This is a genomic window from Acinetobacter sp. UBA6571 (assembly GCF_002434085.1).
Classification (GTDB): Bacteria; Pseudomonadota; Gammaproteobacteria; order Pseudomonadales; family Moraxellaceae; genus Acinetobacter; species Acinetobacter radioresistens.
In genome coordinates this window covers 133,858-155,805 of the sequence record NZ_DJJJ01000031.1, presented here as the reverse complement: position 1 = coordinate 155,805, position 21,948 = coordinate 133,858, and the positions used below count along the sequence as shown (strand labels likewise).

The following is a 21,948-nucleotide window of genomic DNA, read 5'->3' as shown; positions in this document are numbered from 1 at the left end:
CACCGCCGATGGATGTGCATTCTACAGCATTTCAGTATCGTTGCAACCCTTCTAAAAAACATTTTTTATCGTGTGTTTATTTTTCAAACCAATAAAAAAATAAATTATTGTTATTTAATAATAATTTTTTTTAATTATTTTTTTATTTTATAAAGCCTCCTATTTAAAATTTAGCCAAATTAATATTAAAATATTGTTTTATATATATTTTATTTAAAAAATTACTTTCAATATCAAGCTTATTGTTCAATATTAATTCTATTTTTGTCTTCCTATTCGCCAAAGTGCTGTTCAAACATACAAAATACGCTATAAAGCTCAATTTCTTACTATTCAAGTTTTATAATAGCCTTTCCTAAAGTATCTTTGCTTACCTCCAAATAGTAAAAAGCCATTGTTTTACAGCAATGGCTTTTTTGTCTTCATTTACTTTTATAAATGCGAAATGATTAGAACTTTATACTCACACGTGCCCAATAATTGCGGCCCATATTATTAAACTGTTCATGGCTGGCAAAACCAAAGCCTGAACTTCCAGCCCGATTTAAATGCTCGGTATAAGTTTTATTGAGCACATTATCTATACCTAAAGCCAGATCGACATGCTGCATCAGGCTATAAGAGCCATTTAATGACAACGTGCTGAAACCTTTACTTTTTTGCAGATCATATCCTACGATGTTCCCTTGGTTCAGGCTAATCCGGTCCTGCTGCGCCACCATCCGCCAAAGTAAGCCCAAAGTATATTTATCCTGAACATAGCGAAGGTTAAAGCGTCCTTCTAAAGGAGCTATCTGAGGCAATGGGGTATGATCTGTAGTATTTTTACCCCAAGCATACATGGTACTTAAATCAGCCTGTACTGCATCAGTAAGCTGATAACCAACTCCTGCTTCAGCCCCTGCAATCACTGCATCAATATTTTTTGCTCCTGCACTAAAGTTTGAACCATGCCCATGTGCGCCAGCAGCTGGATGGTCATGATAGCTAATTAAAATATAATCATTAATTAGACCGGTATAAGCAGAAAGCCATGAGCTGAAAGCACCATGCTGATGCTGATAGCCCAGATCCAGTTGCAAGGTTTTTTCAGTATCCAAATCATTAAAGGTTGGTTTGCCCATACCCGTGTTACCGTGAGCAGTACTGAACAGCTCCCAGTAATCCGGTGCACGCTGGACATAGCCCAGACCGATATAAGTTTTAGCATCATGCTCTGGATGCTGGCCTTCCAGCCGGACAAAAGCACTTGGTAGAGTTTCCTTGCGGTTCTCATCAAGTTTTAATGCATCTATCTTGATCTGATCAATCCGTGCACCGGTAACCAGCTTGTAATGTTCATTGAAGGGATAACTCAGCTCACTAAACGCACCATAAGACTGAAACTTCATATTGGTCGTCAATGGCATATTCATCATCATGGAGGTCATGCCGCCTGCATGATGATTGTGCTGAGAATCTATACCGCTGATGATATTTGCCTGATTCCATGCCGTAGTGACTGCAAGGCGAGTATTCAGAGTACGGCGAGTCACCTGCATCTCTTGCGGATCCGGCATCAGCATGGTCATACCACTATGGGTCATTTCAACCAATGGAGGCGTACGCAAACTAAAGTTATCCATAATATGGTCGTTATAGCTATAGTTTACCTGCCCTTCAATTTTCTTAATCACATCATTAATATTATTCTTTTCAAAACGCAGGCCTAAACTTTCCCTTGCAAACTGGGAACCGTCCATATCACGGCCGGCATATAAAGCCTCGCCATCTGATTTTCCAGCTGTCAATTCAAGCCAGGTCTGTTCATCTGGTGTCCAGCCCAGGGCCAAATCTGTATTCCAGCGCTCCCATGCGGAAGGTACAGTATTACCATCCCCATCTTTATAGCTATCTGACTTTGAGCGGTTAGCATTTAAACGAATGTATTTATTTTCGTCACCAACTGCTGCCTCTACATTGTGATCAAGGCGGCCAAATGAACCCAGCATGGTACTGGCCTGACCCTGATAATGCTGATCTTCATTAAAACGGACTGGCTTACGCTCAAAAATTACAGTGGCTGCTGAACCGGTCTGTGCATATTGTACGGTCTGCGGCCCTTTAATGACCGAAATTTGGTCATAACTTTCCGGCTGAATATAAGAAGTTGGTGCATCCATACGTGACGGACAGGCTCCCAGATTTTCCGTACCGTCAGTCAGAATCTTGATGCGTGAGCCAAACATGCCCCGAAAGGTCACATCGCCATTGGTTCCCCCATTTTTGATGGCACTAAAGCCAACAATACTTTGCAGATAATCTGCACCATCTGTCGCAGGTACAGGCTGAATGGGCTTTTTAGGATCCGCCTGCACAATCAGTCCACTAGCCTCATTACCCTGCTGGGCAGTTATTATAATAGGGGCCAGAGTCTGCACACTGGTCTCGGTTTCGGCAAATAATGTACCTGAATAGCAGGCAATGAAAATTGCAGCCGATAAAGGCTGTAAAAAGAATTTTGGCCGAGCCATATCAATCTCTCTAAAAATACAAATAAACAGTGACCTGGACCAGTGAGGCCCAGAGAAAAAGTTGTTTATGCAGAGATTGGAGGTGCTCGCCCCTGAGGTAATAAAAATAGCCGCTGGAGTGCAAACCAGACATGACTGAATGTCTTCTGGAAAGCGAGCAGCCGAACCTGAATACGATTCAGGACTTCTTTTATATCCAGTTCAGGCGGCAATACCAGATTGCCATAGACAGTACAATACTGGCATTGATGATTAGCATCATGGTGATGGTGTTCAGAAGCTGAATCTTTCTGAAGATTATGCTGATGACTATAAGATACAGCTGAATGCTCAGCATGAGGTACAGTATGGTTCAGTAACAATGCACGGGTAATCGTTTCACAGACAGGCGCAACCTGATACTGCTTGGGCAGCAGAGGCTGTAAAAATACCGCGATCTGTAAACATACTGCTATGACTGACAGCAGTAACCCTTGACGCATCAACAAATTTTGAATCTCAAAATTTTACTGGAGCCCCAGTATAGCAAAGCCCAAATTAAATTGGGCCTTATTAAAAGATTATTCAGACAGCTCAACCACTAGCGTCTTGCTGCAACCTTTTCCTTCTGTCTTGAACGCACCAGTTTTTCAACTTTTTCACGGGCACGTTGCCGTTTAAGAGGAGAAAGGTAATCTACAAAAAGCTTACCGTTCAGATGGTCCATTTCATGCTGGATACACACAGCCAGCAACCCGTCAGCTTCGATCTCGAAGGCATTACCTTCAAGGTTAAGGGCCTCAATTTTGACACGTGACGGACGCTCAACTTTGTCGTATATTTGTGGCACAGATAAACAGCCTTCTTCATAAGGCTGGGTATCTTCAGTAAGCGGTGTAATTTTAGGGTTAATAAAAACCATTGGCTGATTCTTTTCTTCAGATAAATCCATCACGATTAACTGAATATGACGGTCAACCTGTGTTGCAGCCAAGCCAATGCCCGGCGCTTCGTACATGGTTTCAAACATATCTGCAGCAAGCTGGCGAATTTCATCTGTCACTTCTTCGACTGGCTTGGCAAGGGTACGAAGACGCGGGTCTGGGAAACTTAAAATAGGTAATAAGGCCATACAGTCGTCCTCTTTTGTTGCCAGTATTGCAAAACCAAATAAATGAAGGAAAACTTCATTAAAAAATGTGTGTAAGGTCGTTATTATAACGCAACTACAGACATAATTTTTAGGAATTATGATAATGAAAAAAGTTTTTAAAGGCAGCGCACTTCGTGCCTTGGGGTTTAAAAAGCAGTTTATTGCTCTCGCAATCTGTTCAAGTTTGGGAATAATCATGCCTGGCATGGCTGAAGCAGCCAGCCGTAATATAAATCCGCCCTCTTTAAAAGCCAGTGCTCCTAATGTTTATGTGGTCAAAAGAGGGGATACTTTATGGGATATCGCCGGAAAATTCTTGAGTAAGCCGTGGCGCTGGCCAGAAATCTGGGCCAGCAACAAACATGTCAAGAATCCACACTGGATTTATCCGGGCGACCGTTTATTGCTGTGCACTCTAGACGGACGACCGCTGATCGGTAAAGATGAAGGTGACGGCTGTGAAGGTATTATTCGCCGTTATGGTGGCCAGACCAGTATGCAGCCACAAGTTCGTGTTGAATCCCTAAATAATGCTATTCCAGTTATTCCACTTGAACATATTCGGGTCTGGCTGGAACGCACCCTGATAATGTCACCAGATTCAGTGGTCAATACCCCCTATATTTTAGGCACGGCTGATAACCGGGTATTGGCTGCTGCCGGTCAAACCGTTTACGCACGCGGTAATGGTCTGCAAGTCGGTCAGCGTTATGCAGTTTATCGTGAGGGTGAGCCTTACATATTCACCGATGCTAATGGCAAGTCATATAATGCCGGTGTAGAGCTGCTTCAGGTGGCTTCCGGCGTAGCTGTGCAGAATGAACAGGATATTACTACGCTAGAATTAACGCAAAGTTATAATGGGGAAGTCCGTCGCGGGGATCGGGTCATGCCAGAATATGATCCTATGTTGCCTACCCTGTTCTATCCAACAATTGACCATCAGGTGACTGAAGGCGGTCAGGTAATTCGGGTGATGGGATCAATCGGTACGGCAGCCAGACACAGTGTGGTAACTGTTAACCGGGGCAATATTCATGGTGTTCAGTCCGGTCAGGTATTCAGTGTCTATCAGCAGGGTGAAGTTGTACGTGATCCGAAAACCCGCGAACAAATCAAACTGCCAAGTCAAAAAGTTGGTAATATTATGATTTTCCGTACTTTTGACCAGTTGAGCTATGCTTATGTACTGGACAGCGCCCTACCTATCAAAGTAGGTTCCGGCATCCAGGCGCCGCCAATGGCAGAGTAAGGCTGGAGCATTATTATGATTGCCGAATTATCGCAGTTTCATTATCACAGTCTGAAGCTGTGGTATTTGGTCCAGCATTCAGTTTCAAGTTTTAACCAACTGGTTGAGTATTTTGGCAGTGCTGAACAGGCAACCACTCCGGCAGCATTAGCGCGCTGGGGCAATTTAAAACTGCATGCCAATCATTCCAAGCGGGCACAGGAATTTTATAGCGCAACCGGTCAGGCTGAGTTTGAGCAACTGACCCAACGGGTACTGGCAAGTTGCGATTTTATTTTAGTGCCGGAAGATATACTGTATCCGCAGCAGCTGCACCCTTATATAGATAAGCCTCCGATCCTGTTTGGCCGAGGTTCTGCTCAAGCCTTAAGTCAACCCCAGATCGCGATTGTAGGCAGTCGCAAACCAAGCCCGCATGGCCGGCAAGTAGCCTACGATTTTGCGTATTATCTGAGTGAAAAAGGGTTTTATATTACCAGTGGACTTGCCTTGGGAATTGACGAGGCAGCACATCAAGGGGCATTGCAGCATCAGCGTACTATTGCTGTAGTCGGAACCGGACTAGATCTGGTCTATCCAGCTCATAACCGTAAGCTTCAAGAACAGATACTTCAATACGGCGGTACAATCGTCAGTGAGTTTTTACCGGGAACCCAACCACTCAAGCATCATTTTCCACGCCGTAACCGTATTGTTAGTGGTTTGAGTCTAGGTGTACTGGTGGCAGAAGCCGCTTTAGAAAGTGGTTCATTGATTACTGCACAGCGTGCGGCCGATCAGGGCAAGATTATTTTTGCCATTCCCGGCCATATCTACAGCGAGCATCATCAAGGCTGTCATCAACTCATCCGTGAAGGCGCCATACTGGTAGATCATCCGGAACAGCTGATTGAAGATCTGGCTTTACCGACCCAGTGGCACAGCCAGCAACAAAAGGTAAGCAGTGTACCCGAGCCGGCACAGGTACCTGAACATCTATTTGAACTGTACCAACAACTAGACTGGGTAGGACTGCATCTAGACCAGATTGCTCTTAAATTGCCATTACCTGCGGCTGAATTGACCGGACATCTGATGGAACTTGAGTTACTTGGACTATGTGTTCAGCAATCTGGGCGCTATCTGCGTTGCCGTCCGGGCTTTTAAGGTTCACAATAACACTGTTTTCAGCTCCAAGGTAAATAGAATATATGATCACCACCTCTGTGACAGAAGCAGCAGAATGTCTCAGCCAGGGCAAAGTTTTAGCCTACCCCACCGAAGCTGTTTGGGGGCTCGGCTGTGATCCATATAATGAAGCGGCCTTCCATGAAATATTGCGCCTGAAACAACGTCCTATTGAAAAAGGAGTTATTTTGCTGGCTGGCCAGCTCTCGCAGGTTGAACACTTATTAGTGTCATTAAACCAGGAGCGTCAACAGCAAGTTATCCAGCAATGGGCCCAGCGCTCAGTGACCGAGCGGGCAACTACCTGGCTGCTTCCAGCGGATGAGCAGATTCCTGTATGGATACGTGGCCAGCATCCTAAAGTTGCAGTACGGGTCACCAATCACCCGCTATGCGTAGCCCTCTGTAATGCTTTTAACAGTTTTATTGTTTCTACCAGTGCTAACCCTGCAGGTCTAGAACCGGCACGTACCTTACAGGAAGCCAGCCAGTATTTTGGTTCTGAGCTGAATTATCTCAACGGGGATCTCGGTTTAAGCCAGCAACCTAGCCGTATTATTGATGCGATTACAGGTGAAATTATTAGAGCCTGAGATAAGACCCAAGCTTTTTTTAAGAACCGTGCAAGCTTTCTACTCAAATTTAAGACAAAAAAAAACTCAGCCATATAGATAGGAATGGCTGAGTATAAAAAGGGATGTGTTGACACATCCAGAGGGTCTATTACAATTTTATATTCACTTGATGTGAAGTAAAACTTAACAATCCTGCTTAATGTGTATTATAAATATAATTTTAAAATAAAACAAATATATTATTTATCTTATACATAGAGCTTTTTATGATCAATACTAATCAATATGGCTAAACAATTCAAAATATGTCTTTATTTATTTAAGGCTTTTTCAAAATATAAAAAAATCTCCATAATTATACTGGGGCTCAGTATCTGATCAGACCTTAGTCTAAGCTTAGATAAAATCTCTCGTATGTTTAACTTTTAGGCACTACTTAATAATCTAAAGATCAAATATGACCAGAGAATGACCAACGCTCATGTTCGACAGGTTTTTTTCTGTGCCATTACAACACCTGTGAGGATCAGGACTCCGCCCAGCGTATGATAAATTGTCCAGCTTTCAGCCAGCCATAAACTGGCAATGATTGCGGTAAAAACCGGCATCAGATTCATAAAAATACTGGTGCGGTTAGGGCCAATCTGCTGTACAGCCAGCATCCAGACAAAAGGCGCAATCAGTGAAGGGAAAATACCTGCATATAGCACGCTGCTCAAGTTAGCTGTATTCAAGCTGTCCAGACCTAGCCAAGCGATAAAAGGTAAATGATAGATCAGCGCAAAAGCGATCTGAATATAAAGGCTGATCAATAAAGGAATCTTTAATTGCCATTTTTTCAGGAAAACACCATAAAAGGCATAGAAGAACACGGCAACTACCATAAGCAGATCACCCCAGTGCGCGCCACTTTGCCAGAGTGCCGACAGGTTCCCCTGAGCCATTACATAAATCAGTCCGCAAAACGAAAGGATACTGCCCATAATCGCGAAGCGGTTGGGTATATCTTTGAGAATAAAAAAAGAAACCAGAATGGTGAATACAGGAATGAAAGCATTAATCAGTCCCATATTGGTAGCAGTGGTATAATGCGCCGCGGTATATGCCAGTCCCTGATACAGTACCATCCCAAAAGCGCTCAGTACTGCTAGCTGTAGCCAGTGATGCATTATCAGCTGACGCTGTTCCCAGACCTTACCTAACATGAATGGTGTCAGAATGAGAAATGCAATAAGCCAGCGATAAAAACTGATACTGACAGGAGAAATCAAATCTGCTGCATAGCGTGTAACTACAATATTTAATGACCAGATCATGACAGCAATGACCGGCAAAACAAATGCCCACGCCGGGTTACGGGAATCACTTGACATCTCTATGCCCTTTAATCATTCAATCCAGTATTGTTCTAGAAGTCTGAAATAATTGAAATACTGTTTTTCAGACATCTATACTGTATAGAGGACATCTTGGCTCGGTATTCAAAAAATGAAAAGACAGTATTCTGCTCTGGATGAGTTAATCGAGATTGATCAGTTTTTTTATGAGAAAAATGAAATTGTGGCTTCTCACTCTTCACTCTGGGGAGATTTTAATTTTAGCCTAGATGGTATTTTGGAAATCCAGACCGGGAAACAGACTTTTTTAGCGCCGCCTAATTATGCTTTATGGCTTCCTCCCCAGACTGAACATTGTTCTATTGCACTGGACCACAGCGTAACCCATTTTATTTGTATACGGGTGCATCCAAGTTTGTGTGACCAGTTACCCCGAGAGGTTAAAACTTTAAGTATTCGTCCTTTTCTTTTAGCTCTGGTTAGAGAAATTCTAGAACAGTCTTCCGGCGCCCCTGGTCCGGTTTATTCTCATCTTATACAGATACTGTTTGACCAGTTGCTACAGGCCAAGATTTATGATGACTATTTGCCTCAAAGTCATCATACAGTACTGCTTCCTGTACTCCAGCAACTGGCTGATCCGGAGCTTTTTCAGTATAGCTTACAAACCTTGCTTAAAAGATTCAGCTTGAGTGAACGACAGATTTTACGTTTAAGCCAGCAGGAACTTGGCCTGTCAATTTCTGAGTGGCGTAACCGCGCTAAAATTATTTATGCAATCAGCCAGATTTGCCAAGGTGCTTCTATCAAGCGTCTTGCTTATGAGCTCGGCTACCAACATAGTTCCAGCTTTATTGCCTTTTTTAAACGCTACACGCAACATACCCCCTTACAGCTGAGGTCCTGATTAATAGCTGTAGGAATAATATTTTATAATCTAAGCTATTTTAAGATCTTTTAACTTAACGTATATTTTTTAAGTATAAAAAGTAAACTTGGTCTTTCTTATAATAAAAGCATGTTTAAATAAGTGATTAGTTTTTAATACAACACTTCTTTTTTAATAAGAAAGTTGATGATTCAAAATTTAATATTATTTTCTAAACAGGATATCTATTTTAATGAAAAAATTACTTCTTACTACTGCCTGTATGGCATGTTTAGCTTTTGCTGGCTGTAATAAACAAACTGAACCAGCTGCTTCAGAAAACACGCAGACAACTACCGCAACTAATACAGCCAATACTACTGCTCCTGCAACTACAGGGAGCATGACAAAAGATAATCATGAAGATATCCGTAATGACCTGAACAGATTACAAGCATTGGCAAATTCCAAAGCAGAGGCTGCTATAAATTACCAAGATCAGATGATGAAGGCAGTTCAAGCTAATAACCGCGAGCAGGTTATGGATATAATGAAGAAAATGCAGGGTTTCATGACTGAATTTAATGGTGAGCTTAAAAAGCTGTCACTAAAAAGTCAGGAAGTTCATGAACTGCGCAATAAATTTATTCATTCAAATGAACTTGGACTGGAATTAACCAAGTTAAGTACTGAAGCTAAACCAGATGAAGCCAAGATTAAAGAGCTACAACAGCAGGTGATGGATGTACAAAAAGAGATTATGCATGATGTACAGAAACTTCAGGCAAAAGTAGATCCTCAATCAGCTCAATCAGCTCAATCAGCTCAATCAGCTCAATCAGCTCAATCAGCTCAATCAGCTCAATCAGCTCAATCAGCTCAATCAGCTCAATAATAATTTAAGGGCAGGCTAAAATAGCTTGCCCTGTTTAACAATTAATAAAACAGCTTGCTGCCAGATAAATTTGCGGCTAAAAAGAATAGGTTAAAACTTTAATTTATTTTATTTAGGGATGCCTATATGACCTCTATTTCTAATATTCCTATTAAAACCATACAAGGTGAAGAAATTACACTTGATCAATTTGCCGGTAAAGTCTTACTCATTGTCAATACTGCTTCAAAATGTGGACTGACTCCGCAATATGAAGGACTTGAAAAGCTCTACCGTGAGAAAAAAGATCAGGGATTCGAAGTGCTGGGTTTTCCAGCTAATAATTTTTTAGAACAGGAGCCGGGTTCTAACGAAGAAATTCAGCAGTTTTGTTCACTCACTTATGATGTTTCTTTTCCAATGTTTGCCAAAATTTCAGTAGCCGGCCCAGATAAACATCCGCTTTACCAGACGCTGACTACCGCACAGCCAGAACGGATTGGTGAAGGCCCTTGGTGGAAAGATCTGGTAGATTATGGCCTGACTCCAAATCCTAAACCGGAAGTACTTTGGAATTTCGAAAAATTTCTAATTAATAAAAATGGAGAAGTCATAGCTCGTTTCGCACCAGATATCACTGCAGATGACCCGCGCCTAATTGATGCCATTGAGACGGAACTAAAACGATAATTAGAGAAAATGAGGGAGAGCAGCGCCTCCCTCTTTTTAGAAAAGGTCACTGCTCAAGACAGAGTTCTTCAGTAAATATTACGTTTTATATTTATCCATAGTTTTAATAAATCTACTATTCATTCTTCATCTTCGCTCGGAATTCAAAGCTTTTAATATAACTATCTAAACATTTATTGAAACCGGGGTTCCACGTGAAACACTATATTAAGACTACCCTATTTGCTCTAGTTACCGGCCTCAGTGCCACAGTGGCTATGGCTGCCCCTGAACGTGCCCATTATAGTCATCAAGATCAGAACCAGTCTCATTATCAGCATCAAGCTAAAGTAAACCGGCATGTTTCATCCCATGTAAACTGGAAAACAGGTGATAAAGTTCCTGCACAATATTACTCTCATGCGAACCAGGTTGACCATAAACGTTATAAAAACTTATCCAAGCCCACAAGAAACCAGCAATGGGTTAAAGTTAATGGAGATTATGTGCTGATTAATACCCGTTCACATCAGGTTATTAAAGTAGTTCATCATTAAGCTTTATTTAATAGGTTCTATAAAAAAGGTGCTTCGGCATCTTTTTAACTTTGAGGGTTAATAAAAGTGTTATCGCTTTGCAACAATAAGTTTTATCTCCACATTTTATCCATATATTAAAAAACAATATTTAATGGAAATACCATGGAACATGAAAAAGTTACTGCAAGGGGCTTTACTTCCTTTTATTATTTTTACTTCAGGTCTGCTGTTACTAGGTTGTGACCAGATGCAGCAGGATGAATCTGAAGCAGTGTATAGTGAACACAGCCAGGCTCCTGCAACAAAACCTGCCCCATCTTCCGAACTCGCAAACGGAAATATATTCTATATGGCCCGTGATGTGGCAGATATGCAATATAAAACCCAAGGCTATGTAGTAAAGTTACAGCAGGCTCAGACTGACTTACAGCAGGCCATTGAAAAGAAAGATCCGCATCAGCTTCAGACAACCGCCACTATTTTACAAGAACAACTTCGTGGATTTAGCCAGACATTGTCTTCTTTAAATCTGAAAAGTCAGGAAATTGATTCAATCCGTAATAATATCTTAGAGGCAAACCAGCAGGCTCTTGCTTCTCCTTTACTCAACGGTGAAATTGATTTTAATCAGGTGGATTTTAATAAGGTTCAGGTCCAAATGAATACTATTCAGACAGAAATGCTTAAGCTGGCAGATATGTTGATGCAGAGTTCAGATAAAGATACTCAAGCAACATCTGAACAGGAAGAAACTTAGAATCATAAAAAAGCCCTATAGTTAGGGCTTTTTATTTTAAATTAACTTATTTTTTCGGGCTTTTGACAACGACTAATTTCTTTTGTGCGAATTCTTTAAAACCATCAATGGAAAGCTCATGACCATAGCCAGAATTCTTTATTCCGCCAAATGGTAACTCTGGTGCAGTATCGGTATACCAGTTAATCCAAATCATGCCAGTTTCGACTCGGGAAGCTAATTTTTTTGCCCGTTCAATATTTTGAGAATGAATTACACCACCCAGACCATAATGTGAATCATTGGCAATGGCTACAATTTCATCTTCACTCTTGGCAACATAAAGCTGTGCTACCGGACCAAAAAACTCTTCATACCAAGCTGGATTATCACGGCTAATATTTTCTAAAATGGTTGGTTCATAGAAGTTGCCATCATGGTCAACCGGCTTACCGCCAGTGACTAGTGTTGCCCCATTTTTCACAGCATTTTCAACTTGTTCAGTCAGTTTTTCTAACGCATCTGATGAAGATAAAGGTCCAAGTTGTGTTTCAGGGTCAAGTGGATCACCAACTTTCAAGTCTTTAAAGACTTTAACCATACCGGCTTTAAATTCTTCGGCAATGTTCTCATGTAGAATAAATCGTTTAGCTGCGGTACAGACCTGACCGGCATTATTGATACGTGCCTGACAGCCAATCTTAATTGCTTTTTCCAGATCAGCATCATCCAGAACAATAAAGACATCATTACCGCCCAGTTCCAAGGTGGATTTGGTGACATGTTTTCCAGCCTGTCCGGCTACTGCACGCCCTGCCCCTTCTGAGCCGGTTAATGCTACACCCTGTACACGCGGGTCCGCAATAATATCCGCTACCTGATCACTATTAATAAATAGATTTGTCCATACTCCCCTAGGTGCACCCGCATCTATGATTAACTGTTCGAATGCTTCGGCACACTGTGGAACAATACTGGCATGCTTCGCCAAAACCGGATTACCAATTGCACAGTTTGGTGCAAACACACGCATCAGTTGATAAAACGGAAAATTCCAGGGTTCAACTGCCATAATGATACCCAGTGGATGATGTTCGACCCATGCTTCGCCCAGTTCTGTTTCATATGACACCGGGGCTAAGAATTCTTTGGTATGGTTTGCATAATATTCAGCAATGCGGGCGCAGCTTTCAATTTCACCTTCGCCTTGCTTAATCAGTTTACCCATATCCAGCGTCATGAGTTTAGCCAGTTCTGATTTTCGTTCACGCATACTGCTAGCCAGCTTGCGCAGTACATCAATACGGGTATCGACCTGTTGTGACCATTCTGACTTCAGGATTTTTTCTGCTGTATCCAAGGCATTTTGAATGTCTTGATCGCTATGTGAAGGATAGTCTTTCAATTTTTGATTATTAAAGGGGTTAACTGATTGATAACTCATAGTAAAGTTCCCTGTGTAAGCAATTTAGTTTCTGCTGGAATAAATAAGAATATGTGTAATGTCATGGGAGAGAAAAAACATCTAAAGGCTTTACAAGCTAAAAACCCAAGAGGCATGGAATTAAACTAGCATTATTTTTTTACTACTTTATTTTTGCTTACAGAATGGTTCAAAACATTACGGAGTGCGGGTAAAAGTTATATCGAGTGGTACAAAATAGATTCAACCTAGATATTATGAATAAGAGATTGAATAACTGAAGCTAGCCTTTAATTAATACAAAACTCTGGATCAGCTCTTTAAATAAAAATTTAATGAAACATCTAAAATAAAGAAAAAATATTATCTATTATTAAGTTAATATGAAAAAATTTTAAACTCAGGTTATTAATAAGATACGATTAATAGAATAAATTGAATTAAAATTTTATACCATCCTTAAGAGACTCAAGTATTATATAAAATGCCTACCCCCTATAAAGTATTTTAATTTTGTCTTAAATCATTTGCTTTCAATAACTCTGCTTAGAAATGAATTTTAGTAACTTTACTGTGAAACTGGGTATCTAATAAAAATATTTTCATTAAAAAGATTCTTATCATAAAAAAACCACCCTTTCGGGTGGTTTCTTTAATCTCAAACCGACAATTACATTGCACGATTTTTGATTTTACGGATCGTTTCCAGCTGAGCAGCAGTTTCTGCCAGAGCAGCCAGAGCAGCAGCAGAGTCCAGATCACTCTTCTGGTTAGCCAGCAACTGTTCAGCGTTACGACGCGCTTCCATAATTGCTGCTTCATCCAGATTATCGGCACGGATTGCTGAGTCAGCAAGAACCGTTACCACATGTGGCTGAACTTCTAAAACACCGCCAGATACGTAGACGATCTCTTCCGTACCATTTTCCAGCAGGACACGAATCGGTCCTGGCAGGAGCAAAGTTACCAGCGGCGCGTGACCAGGCATAATACCCAGTTCGCCACCAGCCCCTTTTGCAATTAGCATAGTCACAGTGCCTGAGTAAATTGACTCATTTACACTTACGACATCACATTGCATAGTCGCCATGAGAATCTCCTAAATTAGAGTAGCTAATTAAAGTTTCTCGGCTTTAGCAATAACTTCGTCAATACCACCAACCATATAGAACGCTTGTTCTGGGATGTGATCGTATTCACCAGCTAGAAGACCTTTAAAGCCACGAATTGTTTCTTTAAGCGGTACTAATTTACCAGGCGCGCCAGTAAATACTTCAGCTACGTGGAACGGTTGAGAGAAGAAACGCTGGATTTTACGCGCACGGTAAACTACCAGTTTATCTTCTTCAGCCAGTTCGTCCATACCCAAGATTGCGATAATGTCTTTAAGCTCTTTATAACGCTGCAATACATTCTGTACAGAACGTGCAATTTCATAATGCTCTTGACCAACAACCAGCGGGTCTAGCTGACGTGAAGTCGAGTCAAGTGGATCGATCGCTGGATAAATACCAGAAGATGCGATGTCACGGCTCAATACTACAGTTGCGTCCAAGTGAGCAAACGTAGTTGCAGGTGATGGATCTGTCAAGTCATCGGCAGGTACGTATACCGCTTGGATTGAGGTAATAGAACCATTCTTGGTTGATGTAATACGTTCTTGAAGAACACCCATCTCTTCTGCAAGAGTAGGCTGGTAACCTACTGCAGATGGCATACGGCCTAGAAGTGCAGACACTTCAGTACCCGCCAATGTGTAACGATAGATGTTGTCTACAAACAACAGTACGTCACGGCCTTTACCGTTTTCGTCTTTCTCGTCACGGAAATATTCAGCCATAGTCAGACCAGTTAGCGCTACACGCAAACGGTTACCTGGTGGCTCGTTCATCTGACCGTAGACCATTGCTACTTTGTCTAGAACGTTAGAATCTTTCATTTCGTGATAGAAGTCGTTACCTTCACGAGTACGCTCACCAACACCAGCAAACACAGATAAACCTGAGTGAGCTTTTGCGATGTTGTTGATCAATTCCATCATGTTTACGGTTTTACCAACACCGGCACCACCGAACAGGCCAACTTTACCACCTTTTGCAAACGGGCAAAGCAAGTCAATGACTTTAATACCAGTTTCCAGAAGATCTGTAGAAGCCGCTTGTTCAGCATAAGAAGGTGCTTGACGGTGAATCGGCAAACGCTCTTCAGTCGCTACAGGACCTGCCTCATCAATCGGGCGACCCAAAACGTCCATGATACGGCCCAGACAGGCAGTACCCACAGGAACAGAAATCGGTGCACCAGAGTTAGTTACAGGCAGACCACGTTTAAGACCTTCTGTAGAACCCATTGCGATGGTACGCACAACACCATCACCAAGTTGTTGCTGAACTTCTAAAGTAGTTTCAGTACCGTCAACTTGGAGAGCGTCATAGATCTTAGGAACGCTATTGCGTTCAAACTCGACGTCGATAACCGCGCCGATGATCTGAATGATACGACCGCTACTCATTGCTGTCTCCTCAATTCAAACTAATAATGTTAAACGGCAGCGGCACCGCCAACGATCTCGGAAATTTCCTGAGTAATCGCGGCTTGACGCAGCTTGTTATAAATGAGCTGTAGGTCTTTAATCAGCTGGCCTGCATTGTCAGTTGCAGCTTTCATTGCAACCATACGAGCAGACTGCTCACACGCGATATTTTCAATCACGCCCTGATAAACCATAGACTCGATATAGCGAACCAATAAACCGTTTAGCAGCTCTTCAGCTTCCGGTTCATAGATATAGTCCCAACCATAAGTACGGTTGAGGCTGTCGCCTTCGTTAGCCGGAGCAAGAGGAACAAGCTGGCTTACCGTTGGTTTCTGTGTCATGGCATTAATAAATGCATTAGATACCAGATAAATGCGATCAAGTTCGCCTCTATCAAATGCATCGAGCATGACTTGTACAGAACCGGTTAACTGTTCCAGACTTGGAGCGTCCCCTACTTGTGTAGTAGCGCCGAGCACTTTACCGCCGTAGTTTTTAAAAAACGAAACCGCTTTTTGACCAATTAAAGCAAATTCAACTTCAATTGACTGCTCACGTTGTTGCTGAACATGCTGAACAACTTTCTTGAACAGGTTAATGTTCAAGCCACCCGCAAGACCACGATCTGAAGACACGATGATATAGCCAACGCGCTTAACCGGGCGCTCAACCATATAACGGTGTTTGTATTCAGGGTTTGCTTGTACCAGGTGAGCAATTACACGGTGCATATTTTCGGCATACGGACGGCCCTGAGCCATGCGCTCTTGCGCACGACGCATTTTTGAAGCAGCAACCATCTGCATCGCACGCGTAATCTTCTGCGTGGACTTGATACTTGCGACCTTGGCGCGAATTTCTTTTAAATTTGCCATACGCTTAACCTAATATTCGGAAGCTCAAGGAGCCTCCGAAGGTTGATCCGTGAAACAAACTTAACTAATCAATTAGTAAGTTTGAGTCGCTTTGAAGCTCTCAATACCTGCTTTAATTGCAGCTTCGATGTCTTTGTTGTAATCACCAGTTTCATCGATTTGTTTCATGAGTGCGGCATGTTCAGAGCGGAAGTACGCAATGAGTGCAGCATCAAAGTCTACAATTTTCTTCACTTCAACATCAGCCATGTAGCCTTCGTTTGAAGCATAGATAGATACAGCTTGGTCAGCAATTGAATATGGAGCATATTGTTTCTGCTTCATCAGTTCAGTTACACGTTGACCATGTTCAAGCTGCTTACGAGTTGCTTCATCAAGATCAGATGCAAACTGGGCAAATGCCGCCAGTTCACGGTACTGAGCAAGAGCAGTACGGATACCACCAGCCAATTTCTTGATAATCTTGGTCTGAGCAGAACCACCAACACGCGATACCGAGATACCTGCGTTCACAGCAGGACGAATACCCGCATTGAACAGAGAGGTTTCAAGGAAGATCTGACCGTCAGTAATCGAAATTACGTTCGTTGGTACGAATGCAGATACGTCACCGGCTTGTGTTTCAATAATTGGCAATGCAGTTAATGAACCAGTCTGGCCTGTAACTTCACCATTGGTGAATTTCTCAACGTAGTCAGCAGATACACGAGAAGCACGCTCAAGAAGACGCGAATGTAGATAGAACACGTCACCTGGATACGCTTCACGACCTGGTGGACGACGTAAAAGCAGTGAAATTTGACGATACGCAACTGCTTGTTTAGACAGATCATCATAGATGATCAGAGCGTCTTCACCGCGGTCACGGAAATATTCACCCATTGTACAGCCAGAGTACGGAGCCAAATACTGCATTGCTGCAGGATCAGCTGCTGCCGCTGCGACAACAGTGGTATATGCCATCGCACCACTTTCTTCCAGCTTGCGCACAACGTTAGCGATGGTCGATTGTTTCTGACCAATTGCCACATATACACACTTAATGCCAGAGTTTTTCTGAGCGATGATGGCATCGATCGCCATTGCTGTTTTACCAGTCTGACGGTCACCAATGATCAGCTCACGCTGACCACGACCTACAGGGATCATGGTGTCTACTGATTTATAACCAGTTTGGACAGGCTGATCTACTGATTGACGCCAAATTACACCTGGTGCTACTTTTTCAACAGCATCAGTCATTTTTGCATCAATAGGGCCTTTACCATCAATCGGGTTACCCAAAGCATCTACGACACGACCTAAAAGTTCAGGACCAACCGGAACTTCTAATACACGGCCTGTACAACGAGCTTTTTGACCTTCTTGAAGGTTTAGGTAGCTACCTAAAACAACGGCACCCACTGAATCCTGTTCTAGGTTCAGTGCCATACCAAATAAGCCGCCGTCGAATTCGATCATTTCACCGTACATTGCATCAGCAAGGCCGTGAATGCGCACAATACCGTCGGATACCATAACAATGGTACCTTCGTTTTTAGCGGTCGCGCTGGTGTCCAGATCGCCGATACGCTGTTTAATGAGCGCACTGATCTCGGATGGATTCAGTTGTTGCATTGCGCTATACCTCAATCTTTTATAAGTTCAGTCTTCTGTTTTGCGTTATGCAAGAAGACGAGTCCGCATTTTTTCAAGCTTGTTCAGCGCAGAATCATCTATCACTTGATCGCCCGCACGAATTACAACACCCGCGATTAACGCCGGATTCACTTCAACACTAACATTTACAACGGCATTAAAACGTTTTTGTAACGCATCTGCCAGCAGCTGTTCCTGTTCTGCATTCAAGGGAAAAGCCGATTCGATAACGACATCGACTGTATTGTTATTCTGTGACTTAAGCTCTTCATACTCTGCAGCAATTTCAGGAAGCAATGCCAAACGGTCATTGTCTGCCAGCAAAATCAGAAAGTTTGACACTGCCTGACTTTGTTGTTCACCTAAAACCTTTGCAAAAAGTTCCACCTGTTGTACAGGTGTAAGCTCAGGACGATTTAAATAAGCGGAAAATGCTTCGTCTTGCACCGCAGCACTGAGCACTTGTAACGCATTCGACCAATTGTCAGTTGCACCTTGCTCAGAAGCGTAAGCAAATGCTGCTTTGGCGTACGGGCGTGCCAACGTCAAGAGTTCAGCCATAATCGCCTCGCTTAAAGTTTAGCAGCCAGCTGGGTCAGCATGGCATTGTGAGCTTGCGCATCAACTTGCTGGTTCAGGATTTTTTCTGCACCAGATACTGCCAAGGCAGCAACTTGTTGACGTAATTCTTCGCGAGCAGAATTGATCTCCTGATCAACAGCTTCTTTTGCCTGTTGACGAATACGCTCACCTTCAGCCGCAGCTTGAGTACGCGCTTCTTCGATCAGCTGTGCTGCACGACGGTTCGCTTGTTCGATCAATTGAGCCGCTTGTGCTTTAGCCACGTCAAGCTCTTGCTTTACTTGCGCCTGTGCATCGGCAAGATCAGCTTTCGCTTTTTCAGCAGCATTTAAGCCATCAGCGATACGACGCTGACGCTCACTAATCGCATTGATTAGTGGTGGCCAGACAAACTTCATGCAGAATGCGACAAAAACCGCAAATGCAATCGCTTGGCCAATCAATGTGAGGTTGATATTCATTTAGCAATTCCTCAAATAGTGGAGTTTTGGGAATTAAGCTGATTAACCTACAAATGGATTTGCGAAGATGAAGAACAAACCAATACCAACGCCGATCATAGGCACAGCATCAAGAAGACCCGCGATTAGGAACATACGAGTTTGAAGTTGTGGAGCCAATTCTGGTTGACGTGCAACAGCTTCAAGGAAGCGACCGCCCAGAAGACCAAAACCAATCGCAGTACCTAAAGCACCGAAAGCGATCAAGATAGCAGATGCAATTGCAACTAGACCTAAAGTGAGTTCCATGAAAAATTCCTCAGAGGTTAGGTTTTATACCAAATTAAATTAAAAAATTGTGCCTAACCGTCTGATAACAGTCAGGCAATACCATTAATGTTTTTCGCTTGCCATGCTCAAGTATACGATGGTCAGCATCATGAAAATGAACGCCTGCAACGTAATAACAAGAATGTGGAAGATAGCCCAAGGCACAGATAACGCCCATTGGATCCAGAACGGTAAAAGCGCGATCAAGATGAAGATCAACTCACCCGCATACATGTTACCGAACAGTCGAAGTGCCAATGAAATTGGACGTGCAAGGAAAGTTACCAGTTCCAGAATTAAGTTCACCGGAATAAGTAACGCTTTTGCAACTGGGTTACTTGGGTTGAATGGGTTAAGTGCCAACTCGCCAACAAAGCCACCAACACCCTTTTCACGGATGCTGTAAAACAAGATCAGGACAAATACTGACAGGGACATACCTAAGGTAATGTTCGGGTCAGTAGATGGAACAATCTTGAAGTAAACGTGGTGAGGATCCATACCAAATACACTTGCACCAATCTGCTGAGCCAGGTAAGGAACCCAGTCAACAGGAATCAGGTCCATCAGGTTCATGAGGAAAATCCACACGAAGATGGTCAGTGCCAATGGCGCAATCAAGCGAGATTTGCCATGGAAAGTATCACGAACACTTGAGTCAACGAACTCAATGATCATTTCGATTGCAGACTGGAATTTGGTAGGAACACCAGAATTGGCTGCTTTAGCAACCAGCCAGAATAACAAACAGAAAATCACACCAAGGCCAATTGACCAACCCATTGAATCCAAGTGAATTGCAGTGAACCCCATCTGTTGAGCTTCTTCAGCAGTCTCGGCCAATTTCCAAGTACCGTCCGGCATTTTGCCATAGGTCATATTGGTCAAGTGATGCTTAATATACTCTGTCGAAGTAAGGGCATGTTCTTCAGCAGCCATAAATCACACCTGGTCAATGTCAAATAATAAATAGAGCTGGTGAATATCGCGTGCTGCCTGATATCTCACACATCTCCAAAAAAACTTTTCAATTTCTGCTGCGCTTAAACTCGTTTTTGTAGTCGAGACACCCAAAACGGGGCAACCCAAGACATGCTCTGAACGAGTATAAATCCACAAAACAATGCCACCGGTGACAGTGGTTGTACATTGCTTAAAATTAAAATAAAGCCAACAATCATGATTGCAAACTTGCCGAGCATGCCCCGGTACATATTCAATAGAACCTGCTTTGAAGCTCTTGCCCCGGCAGTTCTAAATGACTGCCATGAGAAATAACTGCTTGCAAGCCAGCACACCAATGCACCAAGTGCGGCACTTAATGCTGCGGTTGTATCACTTACAAGCCATGCTATCAAAGCAGACACAGGTATCATAAATGCTTGCAGGTAGACCAAAGCTTTCGCTAACCGTCGGTCAATCAAGCGACTAGTTCGGCTCATTTTTACCCACTTACAGCATAAATGCTTGACAAGTTTAGCTGATGATCGTTTTTAATCGCAGGCATTATAGAGTTACACCCCTGAACATGCAATCTTTTCCCGATTGAACTATGGTTTTTTTCAATCCTCAGCCGGTTCTTGAGAGATTTTCAGGGTGTTTATTTTTTATCTGTTTATCGTGCATTTACTACACAGCGATGGGCCTGATCAGCCAGATCTTTCCACGCTACAATAAAATCCTGCTCATTACTCATACTTTCGTCGACCTTCTGAAATATGATCGGATTCAGGCTACGATACTGGGCTTGGCTGGCATGGCCTTCTGCCAGCAAACACATTTTTTGACTTGGCCGCTGCTGGTTCAGGTAACGAATCTGACTCATAGTTGGAGCAATATGTGGATCATCAGTTAAGGCACCAGCGAAGCGCAGATTAAGAGGTCTTTCCAAATATTGGTAAGCATCATGATAAGACCAGTACGGACGTGACTGACCAGTCTGGTTATATTGTTGCGTCACTTTGAGCATACGTGCTGCGAATGCCCGTGCATTATTCCAGTAAGCCTGCCGATGTGCCGGATACTGCTGTGAACGTAAGGCCGCTATAAAAAAGCCAATACGTACCGCATTATTCGGATCAAGCCAGATATGGGTATCGACAGTATTTGGTAATGCTTTACCACGTGTATTTCGAAGTGGCAGCAGCTTTACCAGTCCTGAATCCAGGATAGAGATTGCTTTAGGCTGACTACTCAATACCTTGTCTAAAGGAGCTTCATGAGCTTTCCCAAGCCAGATCACCAGAGAAGCATCCTGAATGGTCTTACGGTGAGCCGGCTTTAGAGTAATATCATGCCCGCTCTGATTGGCTAATAGCAGCTTGGGTTGCTCGATTCCTTGGGTAACTGCTTTACTGATCAGGTAAATAGGTTGTGTAGATACAACCAGGTCATTTGACCAGCTTAAGGTACAACTGCATAGTGCCAGAGCAACAAGAATAAAACGTAACATGAAGAAGAAA

Annotated in this window: 23 protein-coding genes; 8 read left to right on the top strand and 15 right to left on the bottom strand. The window is 42.7% G+C overall.

Annotation, left to right across the window (positions count from 1 at the left end; genetic code table 11):
- Positions 1-449 precede the first annotated feature (449 nt).
- From B3X18_RS05755 to def, 3 genes are all read right to left on the bottom strand, one after another.
- Positions 450-2,513, bottom strand: a complete 2,064-nt coding sequence (locus B3X18_RS05755) for a TonB-dependent copper receptor (RefSeq protein WP_005017248.1) — start codon at positions 2,511-2,513, stop codon at positions 450-452.
- 65 nt (positions 2,514-2,578) lie between these two features.
- Entirely contained in the window at positions 2,579-2,995 is a 417-nt protein-coding gene (locus B3X18_RS05750; RefSeq protein ID WP_005405866.1) for a DUF2946 family protein, read from the bottom strand.
- Positions 2,996-3,093: 98 nt separating this feature from the next.
- The gene (def, locus tag B3X18_RS05745; protein WP_005017251.1) at positions 3,094-3,624 is read right to left on the bottom strand and encodes a peptide deformylase; all 531 of its coding nucleotides are present in this window, start codon (positions 3,622-3,624) and stop codon (positions 3,094-3,096) included.
- Positions 3,625-3,748: 124 nt separating this feature from the next.
- Here def and B3X18_RS05740 point away from each other — a divergent pair, with 124 nt between their 5' ends.
- From B3X18_RS05740 to B3X18_RS05730, 3 genes are read left to right on the top strand one after another with little or no spacing between them, the layout of a single operon-like run.
- Positions 3,749-4,897, top strand: a complete 1,149-nt coding sequence (locus B3X18_RS05740; protein WP_034675548.1) for a LysM peptidoglycan-binding domain-containing protein — start codon at positions 3,749-3,751, stop codon at positions 4,895-4,897.
- Positions 4,898-4,912: 15 nt separating this feature from the next.
- Positions 4,913-6,043 carry a DNA-processing protein DprA gene (gene dprA / locus B3X18_RS05735; RefSeq protein WP_034675550.1) on the top strand — a complete coding sequence of 377 codons (1,131 nt, stop codon included), beginning with the start codon at positions 4,913-4,915 and terminating at the stop codon, positions 6,041-6,043.
- Between the two features lie 44 nt (positions 6,044-6,087).
- Positions 6,088-6,657, top strand: a complete 570-nt coding sequence (locus tag B3X18_RS05730) for an L-threonylcarbamoyladenylate synthase (RefSeq protein ID WP_034675551.1) — start codon at positions 6,088-6,090, stop codon at positions 6,655-6,657.
- Between the two features lie 461 nt (positions 6,658-7,118).
- On the opposite strand, the gene B3X18_RS05725 is transcribed toward B3X18_RS05730, so the two are convergent.
- Positions 7,119-8,012, bottom strand: coding sequence for a DMT family transporter (locus B3X18_RS05725; protein WP_034675552.1), 894 nt, complete (start codon positions 8,010-8,012; stop codon positions 7,119-7,121).
- 115 nt (positions 8,013-8,127) lie between these two features.
- Between B3X18_RS05725 and B3X18_RS05720 the strand changes: the two genes are divergently transcribed.
- The 5 genes from B3X18_RS05720 to B3X18_RS05700 all read left to right on the top strand — a co-directional run bounded on the left by B3X18_RS05720 (position 8,128) and on the right by B3X18_RS05700 (position 11,683).
- Positions 8,128-8,883 carry an AraC family transcriptional regulator gene (locus B3X18_RS05720; RefSeq protein WP_034675554.1) on the top strand — a complete coding sequence of 252 codons (756 nt, stop codon included), beginning with the start codon at positions 8,128-8,130 and terminating at the stop codon, positions 8,881-8,883.
- A 214-nt stretch (positions 8,884-9,097) separates the two neighbouring features.
- On the top strand, positions 9,098-9,739 hold the full coding sequence (locus tag B3X18_RS05715; RefSeq protein WP_139880744.1) for a viral A-type inclusion protein: 642 nt from the start codon (positions 9,098-9,100) through the stop codon (positions 9,737-9,739).
- A 126-nt stretch (positions 9,740-9,865) separates the two neighbouring features.
- Positions 9,866-10,408 carry a glutathione peroxidase gene (locus tag B3X18_RS05710; RefSeq protein WP_034675562.1) on the top strand — a complete coding sequence of 181 codons (543 nt, stop codon included), beginning with the start codon at positions 9,866-9,868 and terminating at the stop codon, positions 10,406-10,408.
- A 194-nt stretch (positions 10,409-10,602) separates the two neighbouring features.
- On the top strand, positions 10,603-10,944 hold the full coding sequence (locus B3X18_RS05705) for an RcnB family protein (protein WP_034675564.1): 342 nt from the start codon (positions 10,603-10,605) through the stop codon (positions 10,942-10,944).
- A 151-nt stretch (positions 10,945-11,095) separates the two neighbouring features.
- Positions 11,096-11,683 carry a hypothetical protein gene (locus B3X18_RS05700; protein ID WP_005023668.1) on the top strand — a complete coding sequence of 196 codons (588 nt, stop codon included), beginning with the start codon at positions 11,096-11,098 and terminating at the stop codon, positions 11,681-11,683.
- A gap of 46 nt (positions 11,684-11,729) precedes the next feature.
- Here B3X18_RS05700 and B3X18_RS05695 read toward each other — a convergent pair whose 3' ends face one another.
- The 11 genes from B3X18_RS05695 to B3X18_RS05645 form a co-directional block, all read right to left on the bottom strand.
- Complete coding sequence (locus tag B3X18_RS05695) at positions 11,730-13,106, bottom strand: NAD-dependent succinate-semialdehyde dehydrogenase (RefSeq protein WP_005023670.1); 1,377 nt, start codon at positions 13,104-13,106, stop codon at positions 11,730-11,732.
- A 649-nt stretch (positions 13,107-13,755) separates the two neighbouring features.
- Entirely contained in the window at positions 13,756-14,175 is a 420-nt protein-coding gene (locus B3X18_RS05690; RefSeq protein WP_005023671.1) for a F0F1 ATP synthase subunit epsilon, read from the bottom strand.
- Between the two features lie 27 nt (positions 14,176-14,202).
- Positions 14,203-15,597 carry a F0F1 ATP synthase subunit beta gene (gene atpD / locus B3X18_RS05685; protein ID WP_005017275.1) on the bottom strand — a complete coding sequence of 465 codons (1,395 nt, stop codon included), beginning with the start codon at positions 15,595-15,597 and terminating at the stop codon, positions 14,203-14,205.
- Positions 15,598-15,626: 29 nt separating this feature from the next.
- Positions 15,627-16,496, bottom strand: a complete 870-nt coding sequence (gene atpG / locus B3X18_RS05680) for a F0F1 ATP synthase subunit gamma (RefSeq protein WP_005017279.1) — start codon at positions 16,494-16,496, stop codon at positions 15,627-15,629.
- A gap of 72 nt (positions 16,497-16,568) precedes the next feature.
- Positions 16,569-18,113, bottom strand: coding sequence for a F0F1 ATP synthase subunit alpha (atpA, locus tag B3X18_RS05675; protein ID WP_005017281.1), 1,545 nt, complete (start codon positions 18,111-18,113; stop codon positions 16,569-16,571).
- A 45-nt stretch (positions 18,114-18,158) separates the two neighbouring features.
- Positions 18,159-18,695, bottom strand: a complete 537-nt coding sequence (locus B3X18_RS05670; protein WP_005405676.1) for a F0F1 ATP synthase subunit delta — start codon at positions 18,693-18,695, stop codon at positions 18,159-18,161.
- Positions 18,696-18,706: 11 nt separating this feature from the next.
- A complete protein-coding gene (locus B3X18_RS05665) occupies positions 18,707-19,177 on the bottom strand; it encodes a F0F1 ATP synthase subunit B (protein WP_005017284.1) in 471 nt (156 codons plus the stop codon).
- A gap of 42 nt (positions 19,178-19,219) precedes the next feature.
- Positions 19,220-19,465, bottom strand: a complete 246-nt coding sequence (gene atpE, locus B3X18_RS05660; RefSeq protein WP_000424060.1) for a F0F1 ATP synthase subunit C — start codon at positions 19,463-19,465, stop codon at positions 19,220-19,222.
- A gap of 84 nt (positions 19,466-19,549) precedes the next feature.
- Positions 19,550-20,425 carry a F0F1 ATP synthase subunit A gene (atpB, locus tag B3X18_RS05655; RefSeq protein ID WP_005017287.1) on the bottom strand — a complete coding sequence of 292 codons (876 nt, stop codon included), beginning with the start codon at positions 20,423-20,425 and terminating at the stop codon, positions 19,550-19,552.
- 104 nt (positions 20,426-20,529) lie between these two features.
- A complete protein-coding gene (locus B3X18_RS05650; protein ID WP_005017290.1) occupies positions 20,530-20,928 on the bottom strand; it encodes an ATP synthase subunit I in 399 nt (132 codons plus the stop codon).
- 173 nt (positions 20,929-21,101) lie between these two features.
- Positions 21,102-21,938, bottom strand: coding sequence for a metal ABC transporter solute-binding protein, Zn/Mn family (locus B3X18_RS05645; protein WP_005017292.1), 837 nt, complete (start codon positions 21,936-21,938; stop codon positions 21,102-21,104).
- Positions 21,939-21,948 lie beyond the last annotated feature (10 nt).